Annotated in this window: 14 protein-coding genes; 12 read left to right on the top strand and 2 right to left on the bottom strand. The window is 33.9% G+C overall.

The genetic code is table 11. The annotated features are described in order from the left end of the window. The 9 genes from HNP35_RS23535 (at position 1) to HNP35_RS23495 (ending at position 16,766) form a co-directional block, all read left to right on the top strand. On the top strand, positions 1-1,482 hold the full coding sequence (locus tag HNP35_RS23535; protein WP_184168163.1) for a xylulokinase: 1,482 nt from the start codon (positions 1-3) through the stop codon (positions 1,480-1,482). Positions 1,483-1,490: 8 nt separating this feature from the next. Then, positions 1,491-2,816, top strand: coding sequence for a xylose isomerase (gene xylA, locus HNP35_RS23530; RefSeq protein ID WP_184168161.1), 1,326 nt, complete (start codon positions 1,491-1,493; stop codon positions 2,814-2,816). 492 nt (positions 2,817-3,308) lie between these two features. Further along, entirely contained in the window at positions 3,309-3,965 is a 657-nt protein-coding gene (gene fsa / locus HNP35_RS23525) for a fructose-6-phosphate aldolase (RefSeq protein ID WP_184168159.1), read from the top strand. A 577-nt stretch (positions 3,966-4,542) separates the two neighbouring features. Further along, on the top strand, positions 4,543-7,710 hold the full coding sequence (locus HNP35_RS23520) for a SusC/RagA family TonB-linked outer membrane protein (RefSeq protein ID WP_184168157.1): 3,168 nt from the start codon (positions 4,543-4,545) through the stop codon (positions 7,708-7,710). 10 nt (positions 7,711-7,720) lie between these two features. Then, positions 7,721-9,352: a RagB/SusD family nutrient uptake outer membrane protein gene (locus tag HNP35_RS23515; RefSeq protein ID WP_184168155.1), complete on the top strand. Its 1,632-nt coding sequence runs from the start codon at positions 7,721-7,723 to the stop codon at positions 9,350-9,352. A 31-nt stretch (positions 9,353-9,383) separates the two neighbouring features. Beyond that, positions 9,384-10,754, top strand: a complete 1,371-nt coding sequence (locus HNP35_RS23510) for a glycan-binding surface protein (RefSeq protein ID WP_184168153.1) — start codon at positions 9,384-9,386, stop codon at positions 10,752-10,754. A gap of 12 nt (positions 10,755-10,766) precedes the next feature. Continuing rightward, positions 10,767-12,977, top strand: coding sequence for an endo-1,4-beta-xylanase (locus HNP35_RS23505; RefSeq protein WP_184168151.1), 2,211 nt, complete (start codon positions 10,767-10,769; stop codon positions 12,975-12,977). 93 nt (positions 12,978-13,070) lie between these two features. Next, positions 13,071-14,693 carry a DUF5597 domain-containing protein gene (locus HNP35_RS23500; RefSeq protein WP_184168149.1) on the top strand — a complete coding sequence of 541 codons (1,623 nt, stop codon included), beginning with the start codon at positions 13,071-13,073 and terminating at the stop codon, positions 14,691-14,693. Between the two features lie 165 nt (positions 14,694-14,858). After that, positions 14,859-16,766 (top strand): sialate O-acetylesterase, encoded by a 1,908-nt coding sequence (locus HNP35_RS23495; RefSeq protein ID WP_184168148.1) that lies wholly within the window; start codon positions 14,859-14,861, stop codon positions 16,764-16,766. A gap of 133 nt (positions 16,767-16,899) precedes the next feature. Here HNP35_RS23495 and HNP35_RS23490 read toward each other — a convergent pair whose 3' ends face one another. Beyond that, positions 16,900-17,781 carry a LysR substrate-binding domain-containing protein gene (locus HNP35_RS23490; protein WP_184168146.1) on the bottom strand — a complete coding sequence of 294 codons (882 nt, stop codon included), beginning with the start codon at positions 17,779-17,781 and terminating at the stop codon, positions 16,900-16,902. A 103-nt stretch (positions 17,782-17,884) separates the two neighbouring features. Here HNP35_RS23490 and HNP35_RS23485 point away from each other — a divergent pair, with 103 nt between their 5' ends. Further along, complete coding sequence (locus HNP35_RS23485) at positions 17,885-18,637, top strand: MBL fold metallo-hydrolase (protein WP_184168144.1); 753 nt, start codon at positions 17,885-17,887, stop codon at positions 18,635-18,637. A 78-nt stretch (positions 18,638-18,715) separates the two neighbouring features. Here the strand turns inward: HNP35_RS23485 and HNP35_RS23480 are convergent, their stop codons facing one another. Then, positions 18,716-19,321, bottom strand: a complete 606-nt coding sequence (locus HNP35_RS23480; protein WP_184168142.1) for an RNA polymerase sigma factor — start codon at positions 19,319-19,321, stop codon at positions 18,716-18,718. Positions 19,322-19,602: 281 nt separating this feature from the next. On the opposite strand from HNP35_RS23480, the gene HNP35_RS23475 reads away from it, so the two are divergent. Together HNP35_RS23475 and HNP35_RS23470 are read left to right on the top strand one after the other, a co-directional pair. Beyond that, the gene (locus HNP35_RS23475) at positions 19,603-20,748 is read left to right on the top strand and encodes a FecR family protein (RefSeq protein WP_184168140.1); all 1,146 of its coding nucleotides are present in this window, start codon (positions 19,603-19,605) and stop codon (positions 20,746-20,748) included. A 262-nt stretch (positions 20,749-21,010) separates the two neighbouring features. Beyond that, positions 21,011-24,541: a SusC/RagA family TonB-linked outer membrane protein gene (locus HNP35_RS23470; RefSeq protein ID WP_246453674.1), complete on the top strand. Its 3,531-nt coding sequence runs from the start codon at positions 21,011-21,013 to the stop codon at positions 24,539-24,541. The last annotated feature ends 4 nt before the right edge of the window (positions 24,542-24,545 follow it).

Below are 24,545 nucleotides of genomic sequence, written 5' to 3'. Positions count from 1 at the left end.
ATGTATTATATCGGATATGATATTGGAAGTTCTTCTGTGAAAGCAGCAATTGTTGAAGCAGAAACGGGAAAAAAAGTGATCGTTTTGAATGAACCTCAGAACGAAATGGAAATCCTTTCGATTCACCCAGACTGGGCAGAACAAGATCCCGAAATGTGGTGGCAGTACATTTGTACAGCGACGAAAAGAGCGATTAAAGAAGCGAATATCGATGCGTCTAAAATTCAGGGAATTGGTATTTCGTACCAAATGCACGGATTGGTAATTGTAGACAAAGAAGGTGCTCCGTTGCGAAATTCTATTATCTGGTGTGACAGCCGTGCGGTTGAAATTGGTAACAAGGCTTTCGCCGAAATTGGAGAAGAGAAATGCATGTCACATTTGTTGAATTCACCAGGAAATTTTACCGCTTCGAAACTGAAATGGGTTAAAGAAAATGAATCAGCAGTTTATAATAAAATTGCTAAATATATGCTTCCGGGAGATTATATCGCTTTGAAATTGACAGGCGAAGTAACGACTACCAAAAACGGTTTGTCTGAAGGAATGCTTTGGGATTATAAAGAAAACAAAGTAGCCGATTGGCTTTTAGAATATTATGGAATTGATACCGCATTGACTCCAAAAATCGTAGAAAACTTTACCAATCAAGGAGTTGTAACTGAAAAAGCTTCACAAGAATCAGGTCTTCCAGCTGGAATTCCGATTGTTTATAGAGCGGGAGATCAGCCAAATAATGCTTTGTCGTTAAATGTGCTTCGTTCTGGAGAAGTTGCAGCGACAGGTGGTACGTCGGGTGTTTTCTATGCTGTTACGGAAACAAACTCAGGAAAAAGTACACGTGTAAACAACTTTGTTCATGTAAATTATACAGAATCAAATCCGAGAGTTGGAAAATTGCTGAACATAAACGGAGCGGGAATTCAATACAGATGGATGCGAAACAACATCGGAAATGAGTCGTATGAAGAAATGAACGAAAAAGCATCTCAGATAAATGTTGGCTCACAAGGATTGGTTGTGATTCCGTTTGGAAATGGCGCTGAAAGAATGTTCAATAACAAAAATATTGGATCTCATATTTTAAACCTGAATTTTAATATTCATACCAACGCACATTTATTCAGAGCATCTTTGGAAGCCATCGCCTTTTCTTTTGTGTACGGAATGGAATGTTTGAAAGATGATAATGCGACGATTAATGTAATCAGAGCTGGAAATGATAATTTATTCCGTTCTGAAATTTTCTCAAATACAGTGGCAACATTAATTGGACATGAAATAGAAATTTATAATACAACTGGAGCAGTAGGAGCGGCCAGAGCAGTAGGCTTAACAGATGGTGACTTTGAAAAGTTTGGTTCAGGAATTACAACAAACGATCACGTAATGACCTTTTTGCCTCTAAAAAACAAAGAGGAATATGAAACAGCTTATCAGAAATGGAAAAAAGAATTAGAATTAATATTAACAAATAAATAAAAAATCAAATGATAGTTTTAGGAGATAAAGAATACTACAAAGGTATTGGCCAAATTAAGTTTGAAGGAAAAGAATCTGACAATCCTTTAGCATTTAAATATTACAATCCAGACCAAGTTGTAGCTGGAAAAACAATGCGTGAGCACTTTAAATTTGCAATTGCTTACTGGCATACTTTCTGCGGACAAGGAAGCGATCCATTCGGACCAGGAACACAGCAGTTTGCTTGGGATGCTTCATCAGATCCATATCAAGCAGCGAAAGATAAAGCAGATGCGGCTTTCGAATTCATCAGTAAAATGGGATTCGATTATTTCTGTTTCCACGATTACGATTTGATTGCTGAAGGAGCAACTTTCGCAGAATCAGAAAAACGTTTGGCTTTCATTACAGAATATTTAAAAGGGAAAAAAGCAGAGTCTGGAATTAAATTGCTTTGGGGAACTTCAAACTGTTTCTCAAACCCAAGATTCATGAACGGAGCCGCTACAAATCCAGATTTTAATGTAGTAGCTAGAGCAGGTGGACAAGTAAAATTAGCATTGGACGCAACAATCGCTTTAGGCGGAGAAAACTACGTATTCTGGGGCGGTAGAGAAGGTTATATGTCTTTATTGAACACAGATATGGGAAGAGAATTAGACCATATGGCGAAATTCTTGGCAATGTCTAGAGACTACGCAAGAGCACAAGGTTTTAAAGGAACTTTCTTCATCGAACCCAAACCAATGGAGCCATCAAAACACCAATACGATTTTGACTCAGCTACAGCAATCGGATTCTTGAAAAATTATGGTTTAGATAAAGATTTCAAAATCAATATCGAGGTAAACCACGCTACATTGGCACAACATACTTTCCAACACGAATTAGAAGTAGCTGCAAAAGCAGGAATGTTAGGAAGTATCGATGCAAACAGAGGAGATTACCAAAACGGATGGGACACAGACCAATTCCCAAATAACATTCAAGAAACTACTGAAGCCATGTTGGTTTTCTTAAAAGCTGGCGGATTGCAAGGCGGTGGCGTTAACTTTGATGCTAAAATCAGAAGAAACTCAACTGATTTAGAAGATGTTTTCTTAGCGCACATTGGCGGTGCTGATACTTTTGCAAGAGCATTATTAACTGCAGATAAAATCATTTCTTCTTCTCCTTACGAAAAATTGAGAAAAGAAAGATACAGCTCTTTCGATTCTGGAAAAGGTAAAGATTTCGCTGATGGAAAATTAAGCTTGAAAGATCTTTACACTATCGCTCACGAAAATGGAGAATTAAATCTTCAAAGCGGTAAACAAGAATTGTTTGAAAATATCATTAACCAATATATTTAATTGGTAAACTTCGATAACCTGGCAGATTTTTAAAATCTGTCAGGTTTCTACAAAATATTTAGTGAGACAGAAAATCTAAAAAGAATTTTAGCTTTTAATGTGATAGCTATAAAACGTTATTTTCTTTAAAAATGATTTTTTTAGATAAAGACTTCGAAAATGTGTATTAAGATTATGGCTTTTTACATTGAGATTTAAGAAAAATAGATTGAAGGTTTAGTTACTGTTTTTTTGAAAATTGAAATTGAGAAAAAGTCAGTTTGATAAAATAATAAGTGAGTATTTTTTATTGAAGGTTTTTTGAAGAGCAGAATCAATCGAAATGCACATTTTTCACTCACTAGGACACGCTGAGAACTTTGTCAAAGTTTTAAACTTTGACAAAGTTTTTTTACGCTCACTCTTGTCATTTCTCCTTCGTCGAAATGACAAACTATGCGATCCATTCGAGATAAATAATTATTTATAACAACTAATCAAACCAAAAAACTTATGAAATTTTTTATTGACACTGCTAATCTTCAGGATATTGAAGAAGCGCAGGCTTTAGGCGTTTTAGACGGCGTAACCACCAATCCGTCTTTGATGGCAAAAGAAGGCATTACAGGAAAACAAAATATCCTCAACCATTATTTAGCTATTTGTAATATTGTAGACGGCGATGTTTCGGCTGAGGTGATCTCAACAGACTTTGAAGGAATGGTCAGAGAAGGAGAAGAACTTGCGGCTTTGCATCCCCAAATCGTAGTAAAACTGCCTATGATTGGCGACGGTGTAAAGGCCTGCAAATATTTTTCTTCAAAAGGAATTCGTACCAATGTAACTTTGGTATTTTCTGCTGGACAAGCTTTATTGGCTGCCAAAGCGGGAGCAACTTATGTGTCTCCATTTTTAGGAAGATTAGACGACGTTTCTACAGACGGAATGCATTTAATCGCTGAGATCAGAGAAATCTACGATAACTATAATTATCAAACTCAAATACTTTCTGCTTCTGTAAGACATACTATGCATATTATTAACTGTGCAAAAATTGGTTCAGATGTGATGACAGGACCACTTTCTGCAATAAAAGGGTTGCTGAAACATCCTCTAACCGATATTGGTTTAAAACAATTTGTCGAAGATGCTAAAAAGATGAATTTATAAAATCTCGAACGTCCATTTTTACGATAATTTAAAAATCCCCTCAAGTAATTTTGAGGGGATTTTTTGTGAAATATAAACAACCGATTGTTTCTTTCAATGCTTTGTAAGAAATATATTCTTTTAAGGCTAGTCGGTTGATTTTGAGAAGATAACTGACTTAGTGCCTTATTTTGCAAGGGATGAGCTTGTATTTACTTTTAATGCCAATTTTATCATTTTACGATAACGTTTTAGTTAAATTTGGAAAAATTTTAAATTTTAACTTTTTATGTTTTTTTTAAGAATTTGATACAAACGATTTATTATCTCTAACGTTTTCGCTGTAAGGAATATTGTTTTTGATAATTATTCAATATTTTTTGATTTAAAATATATAAAATGTTTTTTTTAAACGATGTTTTTTTGAAATTGATAAAAAAAATTAACGCAACCGATTGTGTGTTGTTGTTTTTTACATATATTTGTTTTGACAATAAGGGTAAGAATCGTTTGAATTTGTGATAAATAAAAATGATAAATAACTCGATAGACAAGAAACTAACTAAACCATACTATTAACTAATTAAACCAATTATTTATGACTAACTTTTTAATTACTAAAAGCAGATCTAAATACTTTAAGAATTTAGGGTTCTTAATTCTCATGCTGGTGTTTTCTGCTGCAGTAAATGCACAAATTACAGTTTCGGGTACTGTATCTGATGCTAGCGGACCAATACCAGGTGTGAATATTATTGTAAAGGGAACCAAAACAAGTACAGTATCTAATTTTGATGGAACTTATACCTTAACAGCCATTCCTGCAAACAGTACTTTGGTTTTTAGTTTCATCGGTTACAAACCGTATGAAATTGCAGTAAACAATAAAACTAAAATTGATGCTTTGCTAGAAGAAAACTTAAACGATTTGAAAGAAGTCGTAGTTATCGGATACGGAACAGCAAAAAGAGCAGATTTAACAGGAGCTATTTCTTCTATATCAAGTTCGGCGGTTACACAATCTGTTGCTACAACTATTGATCAAGTTTTACAAGGTAGAGCAGCGGGTGTACAAATTCAGCAAAATAGTGGTACTCCTGGAGGAAGTTCTTCTGTACGTATACGTGGTATCAGTTCTATTACAGGTTCTAACGAGCCAATTTATGTAATTGATGGTGTAATTATAGATGGTAATTCAGGTTCGTTAAATATAAATCCGCTTGCAGGTATTAACCCGAACGATATTGCTTCTATAGATATTTTAAAAGATGCTTCTGCAACAGCAATTTATGGTTCTAGAGCTGCAAATGGAGTAATTATCGTTACAACCAAAACTGGTAAAAAAGGAGACTTAACCTTAAATTTTGACAGTTATGTTGGATGGCAGCAAATGCCAAAACAATTGCAGGTTTTAAATCTTAGCGAATATGGAACGCTTAAAAACACACGTGCCGATTTAGGAATTGTACAGAGAGACCCTTATTTCATACGTCCTGAATTATTAGGAGAAGGAACAAACTGGCAGGACGAATTGTTTCAAGTGGGTTTAATTCAAAGTTATAATTTATCTGCTTCTGGAGGTTCTGATAATACAACTTATGCATTGGGAATGTCTTATTTTGATCAGGAGGGAACTGTAATAGGATCTTCTTTTGATCGTCTAACGCTTCGAGGTGTTATCGATTCTCAAGTTAAAAAATGGCTGAAAGTTGGTGTAAACATGAATTTATCTAAAACTAATCAGGTAACGACGGTTAACGATGATGGAGTGATTTTAACAGCTTTAAAACAAACTCCAAGTGTGGCGGCACGAAATGCCGATGGAAGTTTTGATGGTCCAGATACAACGGAATTTGTTCAAACAAATCCACTTGGAATTGCTATGTTGAAAGATAATTATGGAAAAGATTACGGATTTAGAGGAAATGCTTATGCAGAAATTAGTTTTACAAAAGATTTAAAACTTAGAACACAATACTCTTTAGATTTAGGCTTCGGAAATAGATATACTTTTAATCCATCTTATACTTTTGGAGCATTATCTAATGAAGTTAGAGAAGGATCAAGAACAAAATCTAACAGCGAAAACTGGATTTGGACTAATACTCTTACTTATAATAAAGTATTCGGAAAACATAATGTTAATGCAATGTTTACTCAAGAGCTTCAGGAAAGAAATTGGGAAAATTTATATGGCTACCGTTCTGGTTATTTAACAAATGGTGCAACCGATTTAAATGCAGGAGATCCTACAACAGCTAGAAACTCAAATGCCAGTTCTACAAATTCTCTTAGCTCATATTTAGGAAGATTAGTTTATACTTATAATGACAGATATATTCTAACAGGAACAATCAGAAGAGACGGGTCTTCGCAATTTGCTGAAGGAAATAAATGGGATTGGTTTCCATCTGCTTCTTTAGCATGGAAAATTTCAAACGAAGGATTCTTAAAAGACAACGCAGTAATTAATAATCTGAAATTACGTGCAGGATGGGGAATTACAGGAAATTCAAGTGTACCAAATAATGCATATACTTCTGTTTACGGAACCTCAGCAACCAATTGGGGAAGTGGTCAGATTGCAACCAATACAGCGAATCCAGATTTAAGATGGGAAAAATCTAACCAAACTAACATCGGTTTAGATTTTGGATTTTTCAATAATAGAATTGAAATTACAACAGATGTTTATTACAAAAAAACAGATGATTTATTATTAAGATTATCACTTCCAGCTTACGTAGGTACAACAGGACAAGGATCTACAGCTCCGCCTTATGCAAATATTGGTTCTTTAGAAAATAAAGGTTTTGAGTTTTCTATCAATACAATCAATATGGAGCATAAAGATTTTCTTTGGAAAACAAATTTCAATATTACAATGAATAGATTTAAAGTATTGAAATTGAATTCAGAATCAGGAGTTTATGACCAGACTTTACAGCAAGGTTCAGATGTAACAGTTGTTACTCGTAGTGCTGTAGGCCAAACTTTAGGGCAATTTTATGGCTACAAAGTAATTGGACGTTTTGAAAAAGCAACCGATTTCTATTACAAAGATGCAACAGGAACTGTAAAACCAACTGCATTGCCAGAAGGAATGGCAATTGGCGAAAACGGCGTTTGGATTGGAGATTATATGTTTGAAGATGTAAATAAAGATGGTGTAATCAACGAGAAAGATGCTGGTTATATCGGAGACCCAAACCCAGACTTTACTTTTGGTTTTACAAATAATTTTTCATTCAAAGGTTTTGATGTAGCTATTATGTTCACTGGATCTTATGGAAATGATGTTTTAAATTATCAAAGACGTTGGTTAGAAAATCCTCGTGAAAATACCAATTTATTGAAATCAGCTTTAGGATATGCTCAATTAGAGTTAATTGATCCGAATGGGCCAAACGATTATCGTAACGTTCAGATTGTAGGCGGTGATCCATACATGCCAAGAATCGGAGCTTCATCAGCATCTTCGGCTTCTAACTATCGTTTGAGCAACAGATTTGTTGAAGACGGATCTTTCGTTAGACTTAAAAATATTTCAATCGGATACAATCTTCCAAAAGATTTATATTCTAAATACGGAATCTCAAACATTAAAGTATACTCAAATATGCAGAATGTTTTGACTTTTACGAAATATAAAGGATATGACCCAGAGGTTGGTGCAATCAATCAAAACCAACTTTTAAATGGTATTGATAACGGACGTTATCCTTCACCTATGGTAACTACGCTTGGATTAACTGTTAATTTCTAAAAAACGCACAATGAAAACAAAGAAAATATTTTACACGGCTTTAATTATTGCATTGCCATTTGTTTGGACGAGTTGCAGCGATCTTTTAGACGTTGAACCAAATGATGTCATTACAAAAGAAAACTTTTATAAAACAGAGTCTGATTTTCAGGCTGCTACTGGACCATTATACAATAAAGTTTGGTTCGATTTTAATGATAAATTCTACTATGGTTTAGGAGACGGTAGAGGCGCAAATATGTATGCACCTTTTTCAGATTACGTTTATCCTTTTACCGATTTAACAGAAACAGGTTTAACAGGACCTTTAGTTTCAGCTTGGGGATCATTGTATAATGTTGTACAACAATCAAATAACGTTATTATCGGTATTTCTGGTAGTCCGTTAAGTGATGCTGTTAAAAACAAATACATTGCAGAAGCTCGTTTTATGAGAGGAACAGCATACTGGTATTTAGCTTCGTTATGGGGTGATGTAATTATTTCTACAGATCCGAGAGAATTGGTGAAAAATCCAATTGTAAATAAAAATCCGCTGAAAGATGTTTACGAATTTTCTATGCGTGATTTAGAATTTGCGGCTAAATATCTTCCAGAAACTGCTGGCCAAGCTGGACGTTTAACAAGATACAGCGCATTCGGAATGTTATCTCGCGTTTACTTGTCATTTTCAGGAATCAGCGATAATCCAAACAGCGGTACACGTAGCCAAGAATATCTTGATTTAGCAAAAAAAGCAGCTGAAAAAGTAATGACTTCTGGTCCATATAGTTTAATGGCCAACTATGAAGATATATTTATGATTGACAATAACAATAATCCAGAATCAATGTTTGCTTTACAATGGGTTCCAAACGGAGATTATGGAGTTAACAATACACAACAGGCTTATTTTGCATTAGGATCTGATATTACAGGAGATGATGCTGCTTGGGGATATTGGACAAGAGCTTCGTATGATGTCTTAAAAGAATACGAATCAAAAGACCTTCGCCGTAGAGCGACATGGATGGCTGATGATGATTTTTATCCAGAAATTAATAAGTCAAATGGAGGTTATACAGTTAATCATAGCAAAGAATTTGTAAACGTAAAGAAAGGAGTTGTTGGATCTACCAAAGACAATTCAAAAATTACTCGTATGAATTCTTCTTTGAATACCAATATGTTACGTTTGGCTGAAGTGTATTTAAATTATGCAGAGGCGGCTTTAGGAAACAATACTTCAACTTCAGATGCATTAGCTTTAGAAGGAATAAACAAATTGCGTACACGTGCAGGTCTTACTCCAAAAACATCTTTAACATATGCAGATATTAAACATGAAAGAAGAGTCGAGTTGGCTATGGAAGGACAATATTGGTATGATTTGGTAAGAAGAGCTTATTACAAACAACAAGAAGTAATTAACTATATAACTGGACAAGATAGAGGAGTAATTCAGCCTATTCTTTATGATGCTGCAACTAATACTGTTTCTATCGACCCGGCAAGAAGCAGCAGTCCGCGAGCTATTGGTGTAATCGATGCGACAATTTTTACACTTCCTTATCCAGAATCTGAGTTAGTTCAGAATCCATTATTAAGAGAAAGTCCTGTTCCGTATCAGTTTACAGAAGAGAAAATAAAAGACTTATTCTAGTTTCATAAATAAAAAACTAAAAGACATAAATATGAAATATATTTTAAATAAAAAGTATTGGGCGCCCATCGCACTTTTAAGCATGATGGTTTTCGGTATGCTGTTTACTTCCTGCGACAATAACGATTCAGAAGGACGAGCAATTACGATTACAAAGGTATTTTTAGAAGATGTAAATTCGACTGTGCCAGATAGAGAAGTTACTTTTGCACGTTTAGGACAGCTACTACGTATTGAAGGTTCAGGATTTTCAGGTTTAAAGAAAGTTTATATCAACGGATATTCGACTTATTTTAATGTGGTTTTTGTATCTGATAACTCAATGTTGGTCAATGTTTCTGCCGATACGCCAATTTTAGATGCCGATCCATCGGTTAGAAATACAATTCGTTTTGTAAATGATTCTAATGAATTTACTTTCCCTTTCGAAATTCGTTCAGGAAAACCAGCTATTTCAGGTATTTCTAATACAATGCCAAATGCAGGAGAAATTATTGTTGTATCTGGAAGTGGTTTAACAGAAGTAAGTAAAGTTGTTTTCCCAGGAAATGTTGAAGTGACATCTGGAATTACATCTGATGAAGATGGAGAATTCTTTATTGTTACAGTTCCAAATGGTGTTTCAGATAATGGAGGTTCATTATTTGTTCAAACTTCAAACGGAGGCGTTTATTCTCCTGCATATTTTAACTGCAAAAGAGGCATTATTTTAGATTTTGATGGAAGAGGAACTCAAGGATCTTGGAGTACTGCTACAATTCCGGGTATGATTGCACCTGCAGATCTTGAATCAGCGGCAGTTGGTATAGGAAATGCTTCACACGGTAAATACGTACCGCATCGTCCGGCACGTCTTGCTTCTATTGCTGCAGCAACAGGAAGAGCAACAGAAGCTTGGACAGCGGGAACTGGAGTAGATAATTGGAGAACACAATTGACTCCTTTTATTCCGACTAATACACCTCTTGATAAAGTAGCGTTTCAGTTTGATATCTATGTTCCCGATGCATGGAAAGATTCAGGTTACTTAAAAATATGTACAATCAATAATTTTAATGCAGGTACATGGGCTGGTGGAGTTTACAATTACATTCCGTGGCTTGTTGATGGAAAATCTGTAGCTTTTCAAACTACAGGCTGGGTAACGGTAACTATTCCGTTAAATAAATTTTACCAATGGTCTAAAGAAGCGGCGACATTCGAAACTGTTTTGGCTTACCGCGAAGCAGCAACGTATCAAAATTTTGGAATTTGGTTTGAAAATACTGATGTAAAAATGAAAGACGTTCTAGGAACAGATAGCGCAGTAGAATTCCCTTCAAAAGCAACTTCTGTAAGAGTCTACACAGACAACTGGAGAATTGTGCCATTAGATACACCAGTTTACAATGATTTTAACTAACACAACCACAAAATGAAATATAAATTTATCATACCAATAATTGCTTCATCACTAATGATTTTGTCATCATGCGATGATAATTTGATGGAGTGGGGAAAAGACCCAGAACATGGAGAAATAACAGGAGCGGAGCTTCCTTTAGCTTTAGTTGAAAAAATAAGCCGTTATGAGCCATTAAAAGTATATTCGGATTTTTCTTTAGGAAACGGAATCGGAATCAGTTTGTACATGAGCGATGCTAATTATAGAAAAATTGTAAATGAAAACTTTGATGAGGTAACGCCGGGTTACGAAATGAAACACGGCGCAATGGTAAATTCAAAAGGAGAAATCAATTTTACCAATGTTGACGCATTTATCGCCGCTACAAAAAGTGCTGGTCTAAAAGTTTTTGGACATACTTTAATCTGGCATTCCAACCAAAATGCAAGTTATTTAAATGGAATAATTGCCCCAACAGTAATTCCAGGTTCTAGCGGAACAAATATTTTAGATTTGACGCCTATTAAAAACGGAACTTTTACAGGCTGGTCTAGAAATAATCCAGGAAAAGGAATTACTACTGTAGCCAATTCTGGTCTTACAAGTACTTCGGCAGCAATTCAACTGGCTTCTAGCGCTACATCTGCAGCAGCTTACAGTCTTCAGTTAACTTCGCCAAACGTGCCAATCGTGGCAGGACATAATTATGAGATTTCATTTTATATTAAATCTGATGTTGCAGGAAAAGGACGTATTTCATTCAATGCCTCTTTAACCAATCAATATCCTTACAAAGATTGGTTTGCAACTGGTGGAACTTGGACAGAAGCATTTGCAACAACTTCATCTTGGCAGCAAGTTAAAATTAAATTGGCTCCAGGCGATTTCAAAACAGGAAGCACAACGTTTCAGTTTAATTTAGATTTAGGATATCTTCCAAATGTAACGTATTTGATTGACGCTAATACACTTGCCGTAGTAGATCTTGATGCTGCAACTGGGCCAGTTAATTTAGTTTCTAACGGAACTTTTAATTCAGGTATTACAGGTTGGACGAGAGCAAATGGAGCGGCAGATGCATTAAGCGCAGGAACAGGAACTGCAAATGTTTATGAGGGAAGCGGATCAATGAAAGTGGTAAATGCTACAAGTACTGCAACTGAGCAATGGAGAACTCAAATTCAAACAACTTTCACTTCTGCACTTGTAGCAGGAAAAAGCTATACGATTTCTTATATGATTCGCTCTGAAGCGGCTGGTTCTGTAAGATGTTCAACTACACCTGGAACTTTGGCAAGTTATCAAGGAGATCAGGCTACAACTACTGCATGGAAACTGATAGAATGGAAAATCACAGCAAAAGGTGGTGAGACTGGTTTTGGTTTTGATTTAGGAGGTGCAGCAGGAACATACTACATTGATAATGTTTTAGTGACCGACGGAACATCTTCTGGCGGTGGCGCTACTGCTCCAGTTACAATTGATAAAACAGATGCTGAGAAAACCAAAATTATTGGCGATGCCATGACCGATTGGATTTCGAAAATGATGACGCATTACAAAACTGGTGTTTTTGCTTGGGATGTTGTAAATGAGCCGATGAAGGAAGATGGAACTCTTAGAAATGGAACTGAAGGCGATACCGCAACAGATTATTTCTCATGGGTTAAATATCTTGGAAAAGATTACGCTGTAACAGCTTTCAAATTGGCACGTCAGTACGGAAACGCAACCGATAAACTTTTCATTAACGATTACAATTTAGAATCGAGACTAGACAAATGCGACGGATTGATTGAATATGTAAAATATATAGAAAGCAAAGGCGCAACAGTTGATGGAATCGGAACGCAAATGCATATTGGTTTAACTACAGATAAAGATAAAATTGTTCAGATGTTCCAAAAATTGGCGGCATCAGGAAAATTGATTAAAATTTCTGAGTTAGATATTCGATTAGGAACTGCTACACCAACAGTTGCACAACAGGCTTCGCAAGCAGAAATGTATCAATACGTTATTGATATGTACAAAAAATATATTCCTGTACCTCAGCAATATGGAATCACAATTTGGGGTGTTTCTGATAACGCAAAAGAACATGAATACTGGCTTCCAAACGAATCTCCAAATCTTTGGGATGCTAATTATGTTCGTAAACACGCATATAAAGGTACCGCAGATGGTCTTGCAGGAAAAGATGTAAGTTTAGGATTTTCGGGTGAGTTAGTAAAACCTTAATAATTAAAATCTGTTGAGTAGCAAAAAAGCTTTGTCAAAGTTTTAAACTTTGACAAAGCTGCTTTGTTTAGTTTTACTATTAAAATAAAACATATGTTTAAATTTCTAAAGAATAAGTTTCTTCTAATTGCTTTATTTTCAACGTATTTTGGCTTCTGTCAAAATATCCCAAATCTTCAGCAGAAAGGAAATAAAATGCAGTTGATTGTCAATCAAAAACCATTTTTAATACGAGGCGGTGAATTAGGAAATTCCTCAGCAACAAGTATGGAAAGCATGGAAGCGATTTGGCCAAAATTGACAGACATGAATCTCAATACTGTTCTCACGCCAATTTATTGGGAATTGATTGAACCCGAAGAAGGAAAATTTGATTTTGCTTTGGTTGATGATTTAATTATTCGCGCTCGAAAAGAAAATTTGAAATTGGTTTTTCTTTGGTTTGGCTCTTGGAAAAATAGCATGTCAAGTCACGCGCCAGCTTGGATAAAATTAAATCAGAAAAAATATCCGCGAGTTAAAGACGATAAAAATAAAAGTCATGAAATTTTAACGCCTTTTAGCGAAAACAATCTGCAAGCCGATTTGATTGCGTTCAAGAAATTGATGTCTCACATTAAAGATTTTGATCAAAAAGAGCAAACTGTTATCATGATTCAGGTTGAAAATGAAATAGGAATGTTGCCTACTGCACGCGATTATCATCCATTGGCAAATGAAGCTTTCAAAAAAGAAGTTCCAAAAGAATTATTGCAACATCTTCAAAAAAATAAAGATAAACTGGTTCCAGAATTTTTAGAAATCTGGAAGAAAAACGGATTCAAAACCAAAGGAAATTGGGAAGAAATTTTTGGAAAAGGACTTCATACAGACGAAATTTTCATGGCTTGGTATTTTTCAGCATTTACCAATAAAATTGCAAAAGCAGGAAAAGACGTTTATCCGATTCCAATGTTTGTTAATGCCGCTTTAAACGCTCCAGAAAAAAAACCAGGACAATATCCGAGCGCAGGTCCGTTGCCGCATATTATGGATGTTTGGAAAGCAGCAGGAAATTCCATCGATTTTTTAGCGCCCGATTTTTACAATCCGTCTTTTAAGCAATGGAATGATTTATTTACGCGTCAAGGAGATCCATTATTTATACCAGAACATCGTTTTGATGAAACAGCGCCATTCAAAGGTTTGTATGCAATTGGACATTACGAAGCGATTGGCTTTTCTCCATTTTCTATAGAATCAGTTGCCGACGCAAAAAAAGAACCTTTGGGCAAAATTTACGATTTGATTCAGCAATTAACTCCTACTATTGAAACTTATAAAGGACAAGGGAAAATCGATGGTGTTTTGTTAGACAAAGAAAATAATACTCAGATTATAAAAATGGGTGATTACGAATTCACTTTCAAACATGATTATACTTTAAATTGGTCTGATGGAGCAAAAGCGGAGGTTTGGCCAATGTCTAGCGCCATTATTATCGAAATTGCTAAAGATGAATTTTATATTTCGGGTTCAGGAATTGTGGTCACTTTTAAGCCTTTAAAAGAAAACTTAAATGCAGGAATTTTGAAAACAGATCAAGGCAGATTTGAAAATAATATTTGGAAAACCATAAGACATTTTAACGGAGATCAAACGCATCAAGGAAGACATTTAAGAATTTCAGTTGGCGATTACGAAATTCAAAAAATAAAATTATATACTTATGAGTAGTTTTTTTGCCACGAATTTCACGAATTGGCACTAATTTTTTTGCAGTTGTCATTAATTTCACAAATTAAAAAATTCGTGAGATTCTAATGTTATAGACAAAGTATGAATTAGTGCCAATTCGTGAAATTCGTGGCGAAAAAAAACGTGGCAAAAAAACACAATACAATGAAAAAAATATTACTAGCATTTCTAATAACCTTCAGCATCAATGCGCAAATAAAATTGCCGCGATTAATCAGCGACGGAATGGTTTTACAGCGCGACACTAAAGTCAATATTTGGGGTTGGGCTTCGGCAAACGAAAATATTGAACTTGATTTTAAAGGAAAAAAATATACCACAACAACCTCCGAAGAAGGGAAATGGCTTATTCAACTTCCATCACAAAAAGCGGGCGGACCTTATGAAATCACTTTAAAAGCAACAAATACAATCGTTCTAAAAAATATTCTTTTTGGAGATGTTTGGCTTTGTTCAGGTCAGTCCAATATGGAACTTCCGATGGATCGACTAAAAGAGAAATACAAAGATGTAATTGCAAAATCGGAGAATTCGAATATCAGGCAATTTTTAGTTCCAGATGAATATTATTTTGAAAAAGAAAGAAATGATTTTTCGTCAGGCGAATGGATCTCAGTGAACCCAAACAGTGTTTTACAATTTTCAGGAGTGGGGTATTTTTTTGCTACAGAAATTTACGAAAAATATCAGATTCCAATCGGATTAATAAATAGTGCTTTGGGCGGTTCTCCAGCTGAATCTTGGATTAACGAGGAAGGAATTAAAAAGTTTCCAGATTATGAGCAGGAATATTTAAAGTTTAAAGACGGAAAACTTGAAAAAGAAATTGATGCAAACGACCGAAAAGTAAGTTCAGATTGGTACAAATTATTGAATAATACAGATTTAGGATTAAAGAATAATTGGAAAAACACAATCGATATTTCAGATTGGAAAACAATGAAAATTCCAGGTTATTGGGCAGATAATGCACTTGGAAACACAAATGGTTCTGTTTGGTTTAAAAAAGAATTTGTTTTAGAAAAAGTAAAAGAAAATCAAGCAAAATTGATTTTAGGAAGAATTGTCGATGCCGATTCTGTTTTTGTAAACGGTAATTTTATTGGAACAACTTCGTATCAATATCCGCCAAGAATTTATTCTTTTAATGCGAATATTTTAAAAGAAGGAAAAAATGAAATTACGGTTCGAGTAATTAATAATTCGGGAAGAGGAGGTTTTGTAACCGATAAACCTTATGAATTAATAATTGGAAGTAAAACTATTGATTTAAAAGGAGATTGGAAATACAAATTAGGCTCAAAAATGCAACCACTTCCGGGGCAGACTTTTGTGAGATGGAAACCAGTCGGACTTTATAATGCAATGATTGCACCTTTAAAAAACTATTCTTTAAAAGGCGTTTTATGGTATCAAGGCGAATCGAATACGAAAAAACCATCAGAATATTTCGATTTGATGAAAACGCTTATAGAAACTTGGCGCGCGCAACTCAATCAAGAAAAATTACCGTTTTTAATCGTTCAGCTAACCAATTACATGGATCCAAAATCGGAACCAGTAGAAAGCAGTTGGGCAGCATTGAGACAACAGCAAAGCAATTTATTAAAAATTGAAAATACAGGATTGGCGGTTACGATAGATTTAGGAGAATGGAATGATATTCATCCGTTAAACAAATATGATGTTGGAAAAAGATTGGCGCTTCAGGCGAGAAAATTGGTTTATGGCGAAAGAAAATTAGTTGCTTCGGGACCAATTTTTGATTCAATGAAACAAAAAGACGAGCAGCTTATTTTGAGTTTTAAATCAGTTGGTTCTGGTTTAATGAGCAAAGGAGGCAATATTCTAAATGGCTTTGCTGTTGCGGGTTCAGATGGAAAGTTTGTTTGGGCAAAAGCCACTATCGAAGGAGATAAAATTATTGTTTGGAATAATGATATTCGAAATCCTGTAAAAGTTCGTTATGCTTGGGCCGATAACCCTGATAATGCGAATTTATACAATAAAGAAAATTTGGCAGCATCACCTTTTGAAGCCGAATTGAAATAGTTACAAAGATTTTCTGTAGAGACGCACCGCAGTGCGTCTACATCTAGTATATCGACAAAAATTGTGTTAGACGCACTGCGGTGCGTCTCTACGATAAACACGTATAAAAATTTATATTACCAAATTTTAATTCTTAATTGACAGCCAAATTCTCCATCAATATTTTCAAAAACGCTATAACTGCTTTTTTCTCATAAACATCTTTAAGAGAAATCAGCATGGCAGTTCGCGTCATATTTTCTCCTTTTATTGGAATGGCGTGTAAATCTTTTTCGTTTTCTATTGTCGTTTTGGTCAATATTGTGTGCCAATTTCCGGTTTTGATTAATTCTAGTAAAGTAGGAATATCATTGATTTCAATTGTAACTTTCGGATTGAGATTATCCTTCTTAAAAGCTTTATTGATAAACTGTGTAGTGCTAAAACCATTTGAAGGAAGCGCAAGCGGAAGTGCACTAACTTCTTCTAGAGAAATACTTTTTTTATTACTAAAAGGCGTTTCTGTAGACGTAACTAAAGCCATTGGAGAAGTAAACAATTCTTGATATTTGAAATGTTCTTCTGAAGCAATTTCTTCAAAAGTCAAAATCACATCCAATTCAAAATGATTCAGTTTCTGAATTAATTCTTGCGAAGTTCCAAATACAATTTCGAATTGAATTTTAGGATATTCAGAACTAAACAGTATCAAGGCTTTAGTAACCACATGACGTAATGCATACGTTACGCCAATCGCAATTTTTCCAGTTTCAAGATTATTCAAATCCTTAATAAATTGAAGTCCATCTGAAGCTTTATTTACAGATTGCTGTGCGTAAACGGCAAATAAATTTCCTGCTTCGGTCAGCGTAATTCTTTTTCCAATTCTATTAAAAAGTGGTACTTGAAGTTCATCTTCCAACTGTTTAATTTGTTGTGATAAAGTGCTTTGACTAATGTAAAGAGCTGCAGCAGCTTCAGTAAAATTCAATAATTCTTTTGCTTTTAGAAAATATTTAAGCTGTCGAAGTTCCATTTCTAAATCGGTTTTATCGATTGATTATATCGAAAAATAAGGTTTTACAAATATAGAAAATCTTAAGAACTTTGTAATGTTGCAAAATTATAGAAGAGAAAAAATGAAAATCATAGCTTTACAAGAAGGAAATTATGTGGCAAATGCCCAAAAAGAATTCAAACTTTTAACAGAAGAAAGTAAAGAGTCTGGCTTAAAAATGGCAATTCAGCCTTTTGTTATTATTACTGACAATGATGTTATTTTACTAGATTTTGGTTTGGGATTCGTAAATAACGGAGTTCCGTTTATTCATGAAATGCTTCTAAAAAATAATATCAATCCGAATGAAATAACGAAAGTTTTGGTTTCGCATTTACATAAAGATCATATCGAAGGAATTGGTTATTTTGTGAACGGTAGTTTTGTTCAAAATTTTCCGAATGCCAAGATTTATATTCAGGAAAGAGAAATAGATTTTGCTTTAGAACAAATCAATAATCCGTCTTATGTTTTTGAAATATTAAATCAATTGAAAAAACTTCCTAATGTCGAATTGCTAAATTCAGACAACGGAAATATTACTCATGAAATTTTCTACGAAGTTTCGGCAGGACATACCAAATTTCATCAAGTTTTCTGGATAAAAGCCGATGATGAAATTGTGTTTTACGGCGCCGATGATTTGCCTCAAAAAATATATTGGTCTATGCATGTTGCGTACAAAACAGACTTTGATGGAAAACGTGCAAGGGAATCACGCAAAAAATGGGAACAACAAGCCAAAGACGAAAACTGGAAAGTGCTTTTTTATCACGATATGAAAATACCTGTTTTAGAATTGTTTGAAGAAAAAATGGAAGAAGCGGGAATGTAGAAGAAAGAGTAAAGAAGAAAGATTGAAAAGTAGAATTCGATAGATTTATGCTTTTAAAACAATAAAAGAAAATTCAGATTAATTGTTTAGTCTGAATTTTTTTTTTGCAGAAAATAAAAGAAACAGAACACTTTTCACTTTTTCTTCTAAAGAACTACGAAGAATAGAAAAAGCTTTAGTAATCTGTGCTTCAACGGTTTTTATGGAAACATCAAGATGTTCAGCAATCTCGATATTGGTTAAACCTTCTTTTTTACTTAAAATAAAAACCTCTTTGCACCTCGGAGGCAGATTTTGAATTTCTTTGTTAACCGCATTTAAAACTCTTTGAAAGGCTTCAGAATCCTCTTCTTGAACAATTCCGTTCAATGCATCGTAATATGATTTTTCTAGAGAAAACAAAGATTGGTTTTTTCGATATAAATCGATGAATTCATTGTAAACCAATTTATAAAGAAAACTTTTTAAAGAATGATCTGTTTTTAATCTCGTACGCTGTTCCCAAACTTTAATAAAAACGTTTTGTACAATATCTTCTGCGCTGTAAACATTCTTTACCAGACTGTTAGCATACACACAAAGTTTATGATGATACGTATCGATGAGATAGGTGTAAGCGGTTTCATCTCCATTTTTTAGAGATTCAATTAATGTGGTATTATCGCTGTAATCATCCATCTTCATAAAAACAAATATATTAATTTATAAAATTTATGCCTTAAAAATGAGCTGATTTTCTTAAAAATGCTCATTTTTTTCATTTTCTATTTGAAATTTATTACAAATAAAAAGAGAATTAAAAGTGCAAATATAATTTATTTATTTTATAAATTCTATAGAATTAGTATAGTTTAATTGAAAGAAAAGACTTGTGAAAAGAAAAAAAATCATCAAAATGAAAAAAACTTTATCAAATTGTTAGGGTTTTGTTTTTTGGCTTCGTAATAATATTAAAAATGCCCCAAATGACCGAGAAAAAATCAGAGCGATTAATCGTTAAATTTATCACAAATCAGGCTTCTACAGACGAAATTGAGCAGCTGACAGAGTGGTTAAAAGATGACGAAAATAAAATTGTGTTTAAGGATTTTGTAAAAACTAATTACGCAATAGATGCGGCTTTAAATTCTTTTGATTCTACAGAAGTTAGAAAACAGCTTCTAAAAAGAATTGAAGAAGAAAATAATGTTTTTACTAAAAGAAGATTTTCATCGTACTATAAATATGCAGCAATTTTGATTATCGCTTTAGGCGGATTCTATTTTTATAAAAATTCTGGTGCAGAACAAGTTAAACAGAATGTTATCATTCCTCGTGTAGACGAAATTGTTTTACAATTAGGTAACGGTTCTTCTGAAACAATTGATACATCTGATGAAAAATCGGTGACCGATAAAGAAGGAAATATTATCGGAAAACAAGAAAAAAATAGATTGGTTTATACAAAAGCTTTCGCAGAAGGAGCGCTGGTTTATAATACTTTGAAAATTCCGTATGGAAAAAAATTCGAAGTCCAGTTGTCTGACGGAACTGTAGTGCATTTAAATTCGGGAACATCATTACGTTATCCGGTGCAGTTTGGCAAGAATAAAAGAAGAGAAGTTTACTTAACCGGTGAAGCTTATTTTGAAGTAAGTAAAGACAAGGCGCATCCGTTTACCGTAAATGCTCAAGAGGTTAATGTTGAGGTTTTAGGAACTAAATTCAATGTTGATTCGTATACTAATAATACAAGTACAGATGTTGTTTTGGTCGAAGGTAAAGTTTCGCTTTATAAACAGCAGAAAACAAATCAAGTGTATCTGACTCCAGGTTTAAAAGGATCAAATTTAAAAGGTCAGGATGCAATTAGCACAGAACAGGTTAATACAGATTATTATACAGCTTGGGTAAAAGGAAGTTTGGTTTTTAAGAATGCTTCTTTTGCTGATATCATCAAAAAACTGGAACGTCAATATAATGTGACTTTCATTAATAGAAACAAAACTTTAGGAAAAGAAATTTTTAACGCCCGCTTTGACAATGAACCTATTGAAGTGGTCTTGAAATATTTTAGCGATAGTTATAAGATTGATTACCAGATAGACAGAGATAAAATCACGATAAAATAAAGAGAATAGAAGAAAGAAACAAGATTTGAAAATAATCTAAAATCTAAAATCAGAAATCTAAAATTAAAAACGCCTATGTAACAAAAATCCAAAAATGAAAAGGATCGTTATAAAAAAACCGGAAAATGCGCCAACATTTCCCGGTAGAGTATATGCGGTCAGTTAATTAACCAACCAACATTAAAAAAAACATTTTAAAAGTATGAAAAAACTCTTGAACAAAATCAGGTTTGATAAGCCTTTTTTGAAATTTGATTTGAAAATGAAATTGACCACATTATTTCTCCTAACTGCCTTAAGCGTAATGCATGCCGGAACTAGTTATTCTCAAAAATCCAAGATTTCTTTTAATGTCAATAATATGACTGTTGCAAAAGTGATTGAAAGACTTGAATATACTACAGATTACAGATTTGTTTACAATGTAAGATCTGTCGATTTAAATAGAGTAATCGACGTAAATGCGAGTGAAACTTCGATTGAAGTAATTTTGAATAAAATTTTTAATAATACCAGTACCGATTTTAAAGTATCTGGAAACCATATTATTTTGATGCCTAAAAAACTTTCTGCTGATAAAACAGCCGAAGTTAAAAAACCAGAGGCAGATTTTATTGTAAAAGGTAGAGTTACAGATTCTAAAGGTATGCCTTTAGTTGGCGCGGCAGTCGCAGATAATGGTTCAGGAAGAGGTGTAAACACTGATTTTAATGGTGAATATCAGATTATTGCAGTAAGCAGCGAAACGACTTTGGCATTTTCTTATTTAGGATTTATTAGACAAGAAATAAAAGTAGATGGCAGAAGCGTTATCAACGTAGTTTTAAAAGAAGATGTACAGGAATTAGAAGGGGTTGTTTTAACAACTGGTTACCAGAGTATTGCCGCAGAGCAAGCAACTGGAGCGTATTCTAATTTAAAATCAAAAGATTTTGCAGAACAGCGCTTAAGCAGTATAAATGCTATTTTAGAAGGACGTGTAGCAGGTTATCAAAATGGAAAAATTCGTGGAACAACTTCTATGACAGGTGTTACAGCTCCGTTATATGTAATTGATGGATTTCCTGTAGAAAACACAAAATTAACGCCATATGCAACTATTGAAGAAAATGTTCCAAATCTTAACTTAGAAGATATTGAAACTATAACAGTTTTAAAAGATGCTGCAGCTTCTTCTATTTACGGTGCTCGTGCAGCTAACGGAGTTGTTGTAATTACTACTAAAAAGGCAAAAGCAGGAAAAACAACTATTTCATTTTCAAGTAATTTAACTATAGATCCTTATAGAAATTACACTGGAAATCTAACGGATTCTGGAGATATTATAGCTCTAGAAAGAGGATGGGCAAATGGAAATCCTAATTTGAAAACGGCAAATGCAGCTACTTATGCGCAATCATTATTGAATAATGCTGTATTTACTAGTTTAGGAATGCAGACAATTTTAAATGGCTATGCAGGAAAAATTACTCAGGCAGACATGAACAGTCGTTTAGATGCGTTAGGTTCACAAGGTTATAAATATTTTGATGATATTGCAAAATATGCAAAACGCGATCAGTATTTTATGCAGCACAACCTTAGTTTAGGTAAAGCAACCGAGAGCAATACTTTTAATGCATCGATTACATATAAAAATAATCAACTGGAAAATATTCACTCTGAAAATGAATCGGTTGGTATTAATATCAAAAATTCAACTCAAATCAATAGTTGGTTATCTCTTGATTTAGGAACTTATTTGAATTATGGAACTGGTGATACACAAAGTTATTTTGCTTCAGATCCTGCTTTTACTTCAGGCCCAGGGTTTAAATATCAACCATATAATCAATTAGTGAATAATGATGGAACTAATTTTGTTTCTACAGCAGCTTCACGTTACAACAATTTCACATTGCAGTCTATCCAAAATTATGGTTTATACAATATGGATATTACACCAATGGATGAATTTGGAAGAAATCTAATTGAAAATAAAAGTTTCCAAAATAGAACTTTCGCTAAGTTTAATGTAAAATTCAGCAAAGCATTTTCTTATAATGCTATGTTCCAATATGAATACGGTTCAGATCGTGCAAGCCAATTATTTGGTAAAGACTCTTATTACGTGAGAAGTAAAGTAAACGGAATGGTAACTATTGCCAATAATAAAGCTGTTTATAATTTGCCTTACGGAGATATTATCAAAGGGACAAATCAGTTTACAAATGCTTATAATTTCCGTCAGCAGTTAAATTTCAACCAGACTTTTAATGATAAACATGATTTTTCTGCAATTGCTGGTATGGAAATGCGTCATATGAAATTAGAATACAATGACAATACTCGTTATGGTTATGACAGTCAGACTTTAGCTTTTACCCCAATAAATCAGGCAGATTTACTTAAAGTGTACGGAAGTGTTTTTAGCGGTTATATGTCGCAACAAGAATTTTCTTTAGAAAAAGAATTGCTAAATCGTTACGTTTCAGTTTATTCAACAGGAGGCTATACGTATAATAATAAATATAATCTTTCTGGAAGCGTGCGTTGGGATCGTTCTAATCTTTGGGGAACTGACAGTAAATATCAAAACAAACCAACTTGGTCTGCTGGAGCGGCATGGAATATTGATAAAGAGTCATTTTTTAAAGTTTCATGGGTAGATGCACTTAAAATTCGTACGTCTTATGGTATTGGAGGAAACGTTGCTAAAGATTCAGCACCTTATTTGACAGCATATTATAATTCAAATTCAAACGTTGGAGGATCTCAAGGTACTATTAATTCAAGACCAAATCCTGAATTGTCTTGGGAAAAAACAACGACAACAAACGTTGGTTTAGATTTTTCATTATTCAAAAGTAGAATAAGCGGAACAGTGGATTATTACAATAAAAAAGGAGAAGATTTGTTAGCAAGTAGCCAAGGAATTCCAACAGAAGGATGGGGTTATTCTACTTATAAAATTAATAACGGAGAAATGACTAACAAAGGTATCGAAGTTACTTTGAGAGGAACTATCGTAAAAACACCATCATTCTCTTGGGATGCAGCCGTTTTATATGCGAACAATAAAAATAAAGTTGATTACGTAAATGTAAAAGCTCCAGTATATTATCTTCAGTTAGATTATCCTCAATCTTTTCCGCGAGTTGGAAACAACTTCAATACTATTTATGGTTATAAATGGGCAGGTTTGAGCAGTGCAGGATTACCTCAGGTTTATGATGCTTCTGGAACAGCAGTAAAATTTAACCCTGGTCAATTAGATGCAATTAAAGATTTTGGCTCTACAGTTCCAACACATAGTGGTTCTTTCCATACTTCTGCAAATTATAAAAACTTCTCGCTTTCTGCACTTTTCATTTATGAATTGGGTCATAAAATTAGAAACACCTTTTTGCCTATGTTGAATAATAGTTACAATAGCTCAGCTGGAGGTTATGTAACAAATATTACAACTGTAAATAAGAACATCGAAAACCGTTGGCAGCAACCGGGAGATGAAGCATTTACAAATGTTCCGAGAGTAGTTTATGAATATGAAGCAGATTTTAGCTCAGATTCGCGTACCATTTATTCTTATGCAGATATTAATATTTTAGATGCTTCGAATGTGAGATTAAGCAACGTTTCATTATCATATCAACTTCCAAAAGACTTTCTGAAGAGAGTGAAATTAGACGGTGTACGTTTCAATTTGAATGCAGAAAATGTATACACTTTCGCTAAAAGTAGAGATGCTAAGTATCTTTTGAACGGTTTCCAATCTCCAAATTATGTTATGGGAGTAAATGTTAATTTCTAATTTA

Origin of the sequence: Flavobacterium notoginsengisoli (assembly GCF_014207905.1) — a bacterium.
Classification (GTDB): Bacteria; Bacteroidota; Bacteroidia; order Flavobacteriales; family Flavobacteriaceae; genus Flavobacterium; species Flavobacterium notoginsengisoli_A.
The sequence above is the reverse complement of the archived record's forward strand: the minus strand, read 5'-3'. Positions and strand labels throughout refer to the sequence as shown.

Bases quoted from the DNA above. Each gene is read 5' to 3' on its own strand.
- HNP35_RS23485 (WP_184168144.1), top strand. From the start codon at position 17,885: ATGAAAATCATAGCTTTACAAGAAGGAAATTATGTGGCAAATGCCCAA.
- fsa (WP_184168159.1), top strand. From the start codon at position 3,309: ATGAAATTTTTTATTGACACTGCTAATCTTCAGGATATTGAAGAAGCG.
- HNP35_RS23520 (WP_184168157.1), top strand. From the start codon at position 4,543: ATGACTAACTTTTTAATTACTAAAAGCAGATCTAAATACTTTAAGAAT.
- HNP35_RS23470 (WP_246453674.1), top strand. From the start codon at position 21,011: ATGAAATTGACCACATTATTTCTCCTAACTGCCTTAAGCGTAATGCAT.
- HNP35_RS23490 (WP_184168146.1), bottom strand. From the start codon at position 17,781: ATGGAACTTCGACAGCTTAAATATTTTCTAAAAGCAAAAGAATTATTG.
- HNP35_RS23500 (WP_184168149.1), top strand. From the start codon at position 13,071: ATGTTTAAATTTCTAAAGAATAAGTTTCTTCTAATTGCTTTATTTTCA.
- HNP35_RS23480 (WP_184168142.1), bottom strand. From the start codon at position 19,321: ATGAAGATGGATGATTACAGCGATAATACCACATTAATTGAATCTCTA.
- HNP35_RS23510 (WP_184168153.1), top strand. From the start codon at position 9,384: ATGAAATATATTTTAAATAAAAAGTATTGGGCGCCCATCGCACTTTTA.
- HNP35_RS23475 (WP_184168140.1), top strand. From the start codon at position 19,603: ATGACCGAGAAAAAATCAGAGCGATTAATCGTTAAATTTATCACAAAT.
- HNP35_RS23515 (WP_184168155.1), top strand. From the start codon at position 7,721: ATGAAAACAAAGAAAATATTTTACACGGCTTTAATTATTGCATTGCCA.
- HNP35_RS23535 (WP_184168163.1), top strand. From the start codon at position 1: ATGTATTATATCGGATATGATATTGGAAGTTCTTCTGTGAAAGCAGCA.
- HNP35_RS23505 (WP_184168151.1), top strand. From the start codon at position 10,767: ATGAAATATAAATTTATCATACCAATAATTGCTTCATCACTAATGATT.
- HNP35_RS23495 (WP_184168148.1), top strand. From the start codon at position 14,859: ATGAAAAAAATATTACTAGCATTTCTAATAACCTTCAGCATCAATGCG.
- xylA (WP_184168161.1), top strand. From the start codon at position 1,491: ATGATAGTTTTAGGAGATAAAGAATACTACAAAGGTATTGGCCAAATT.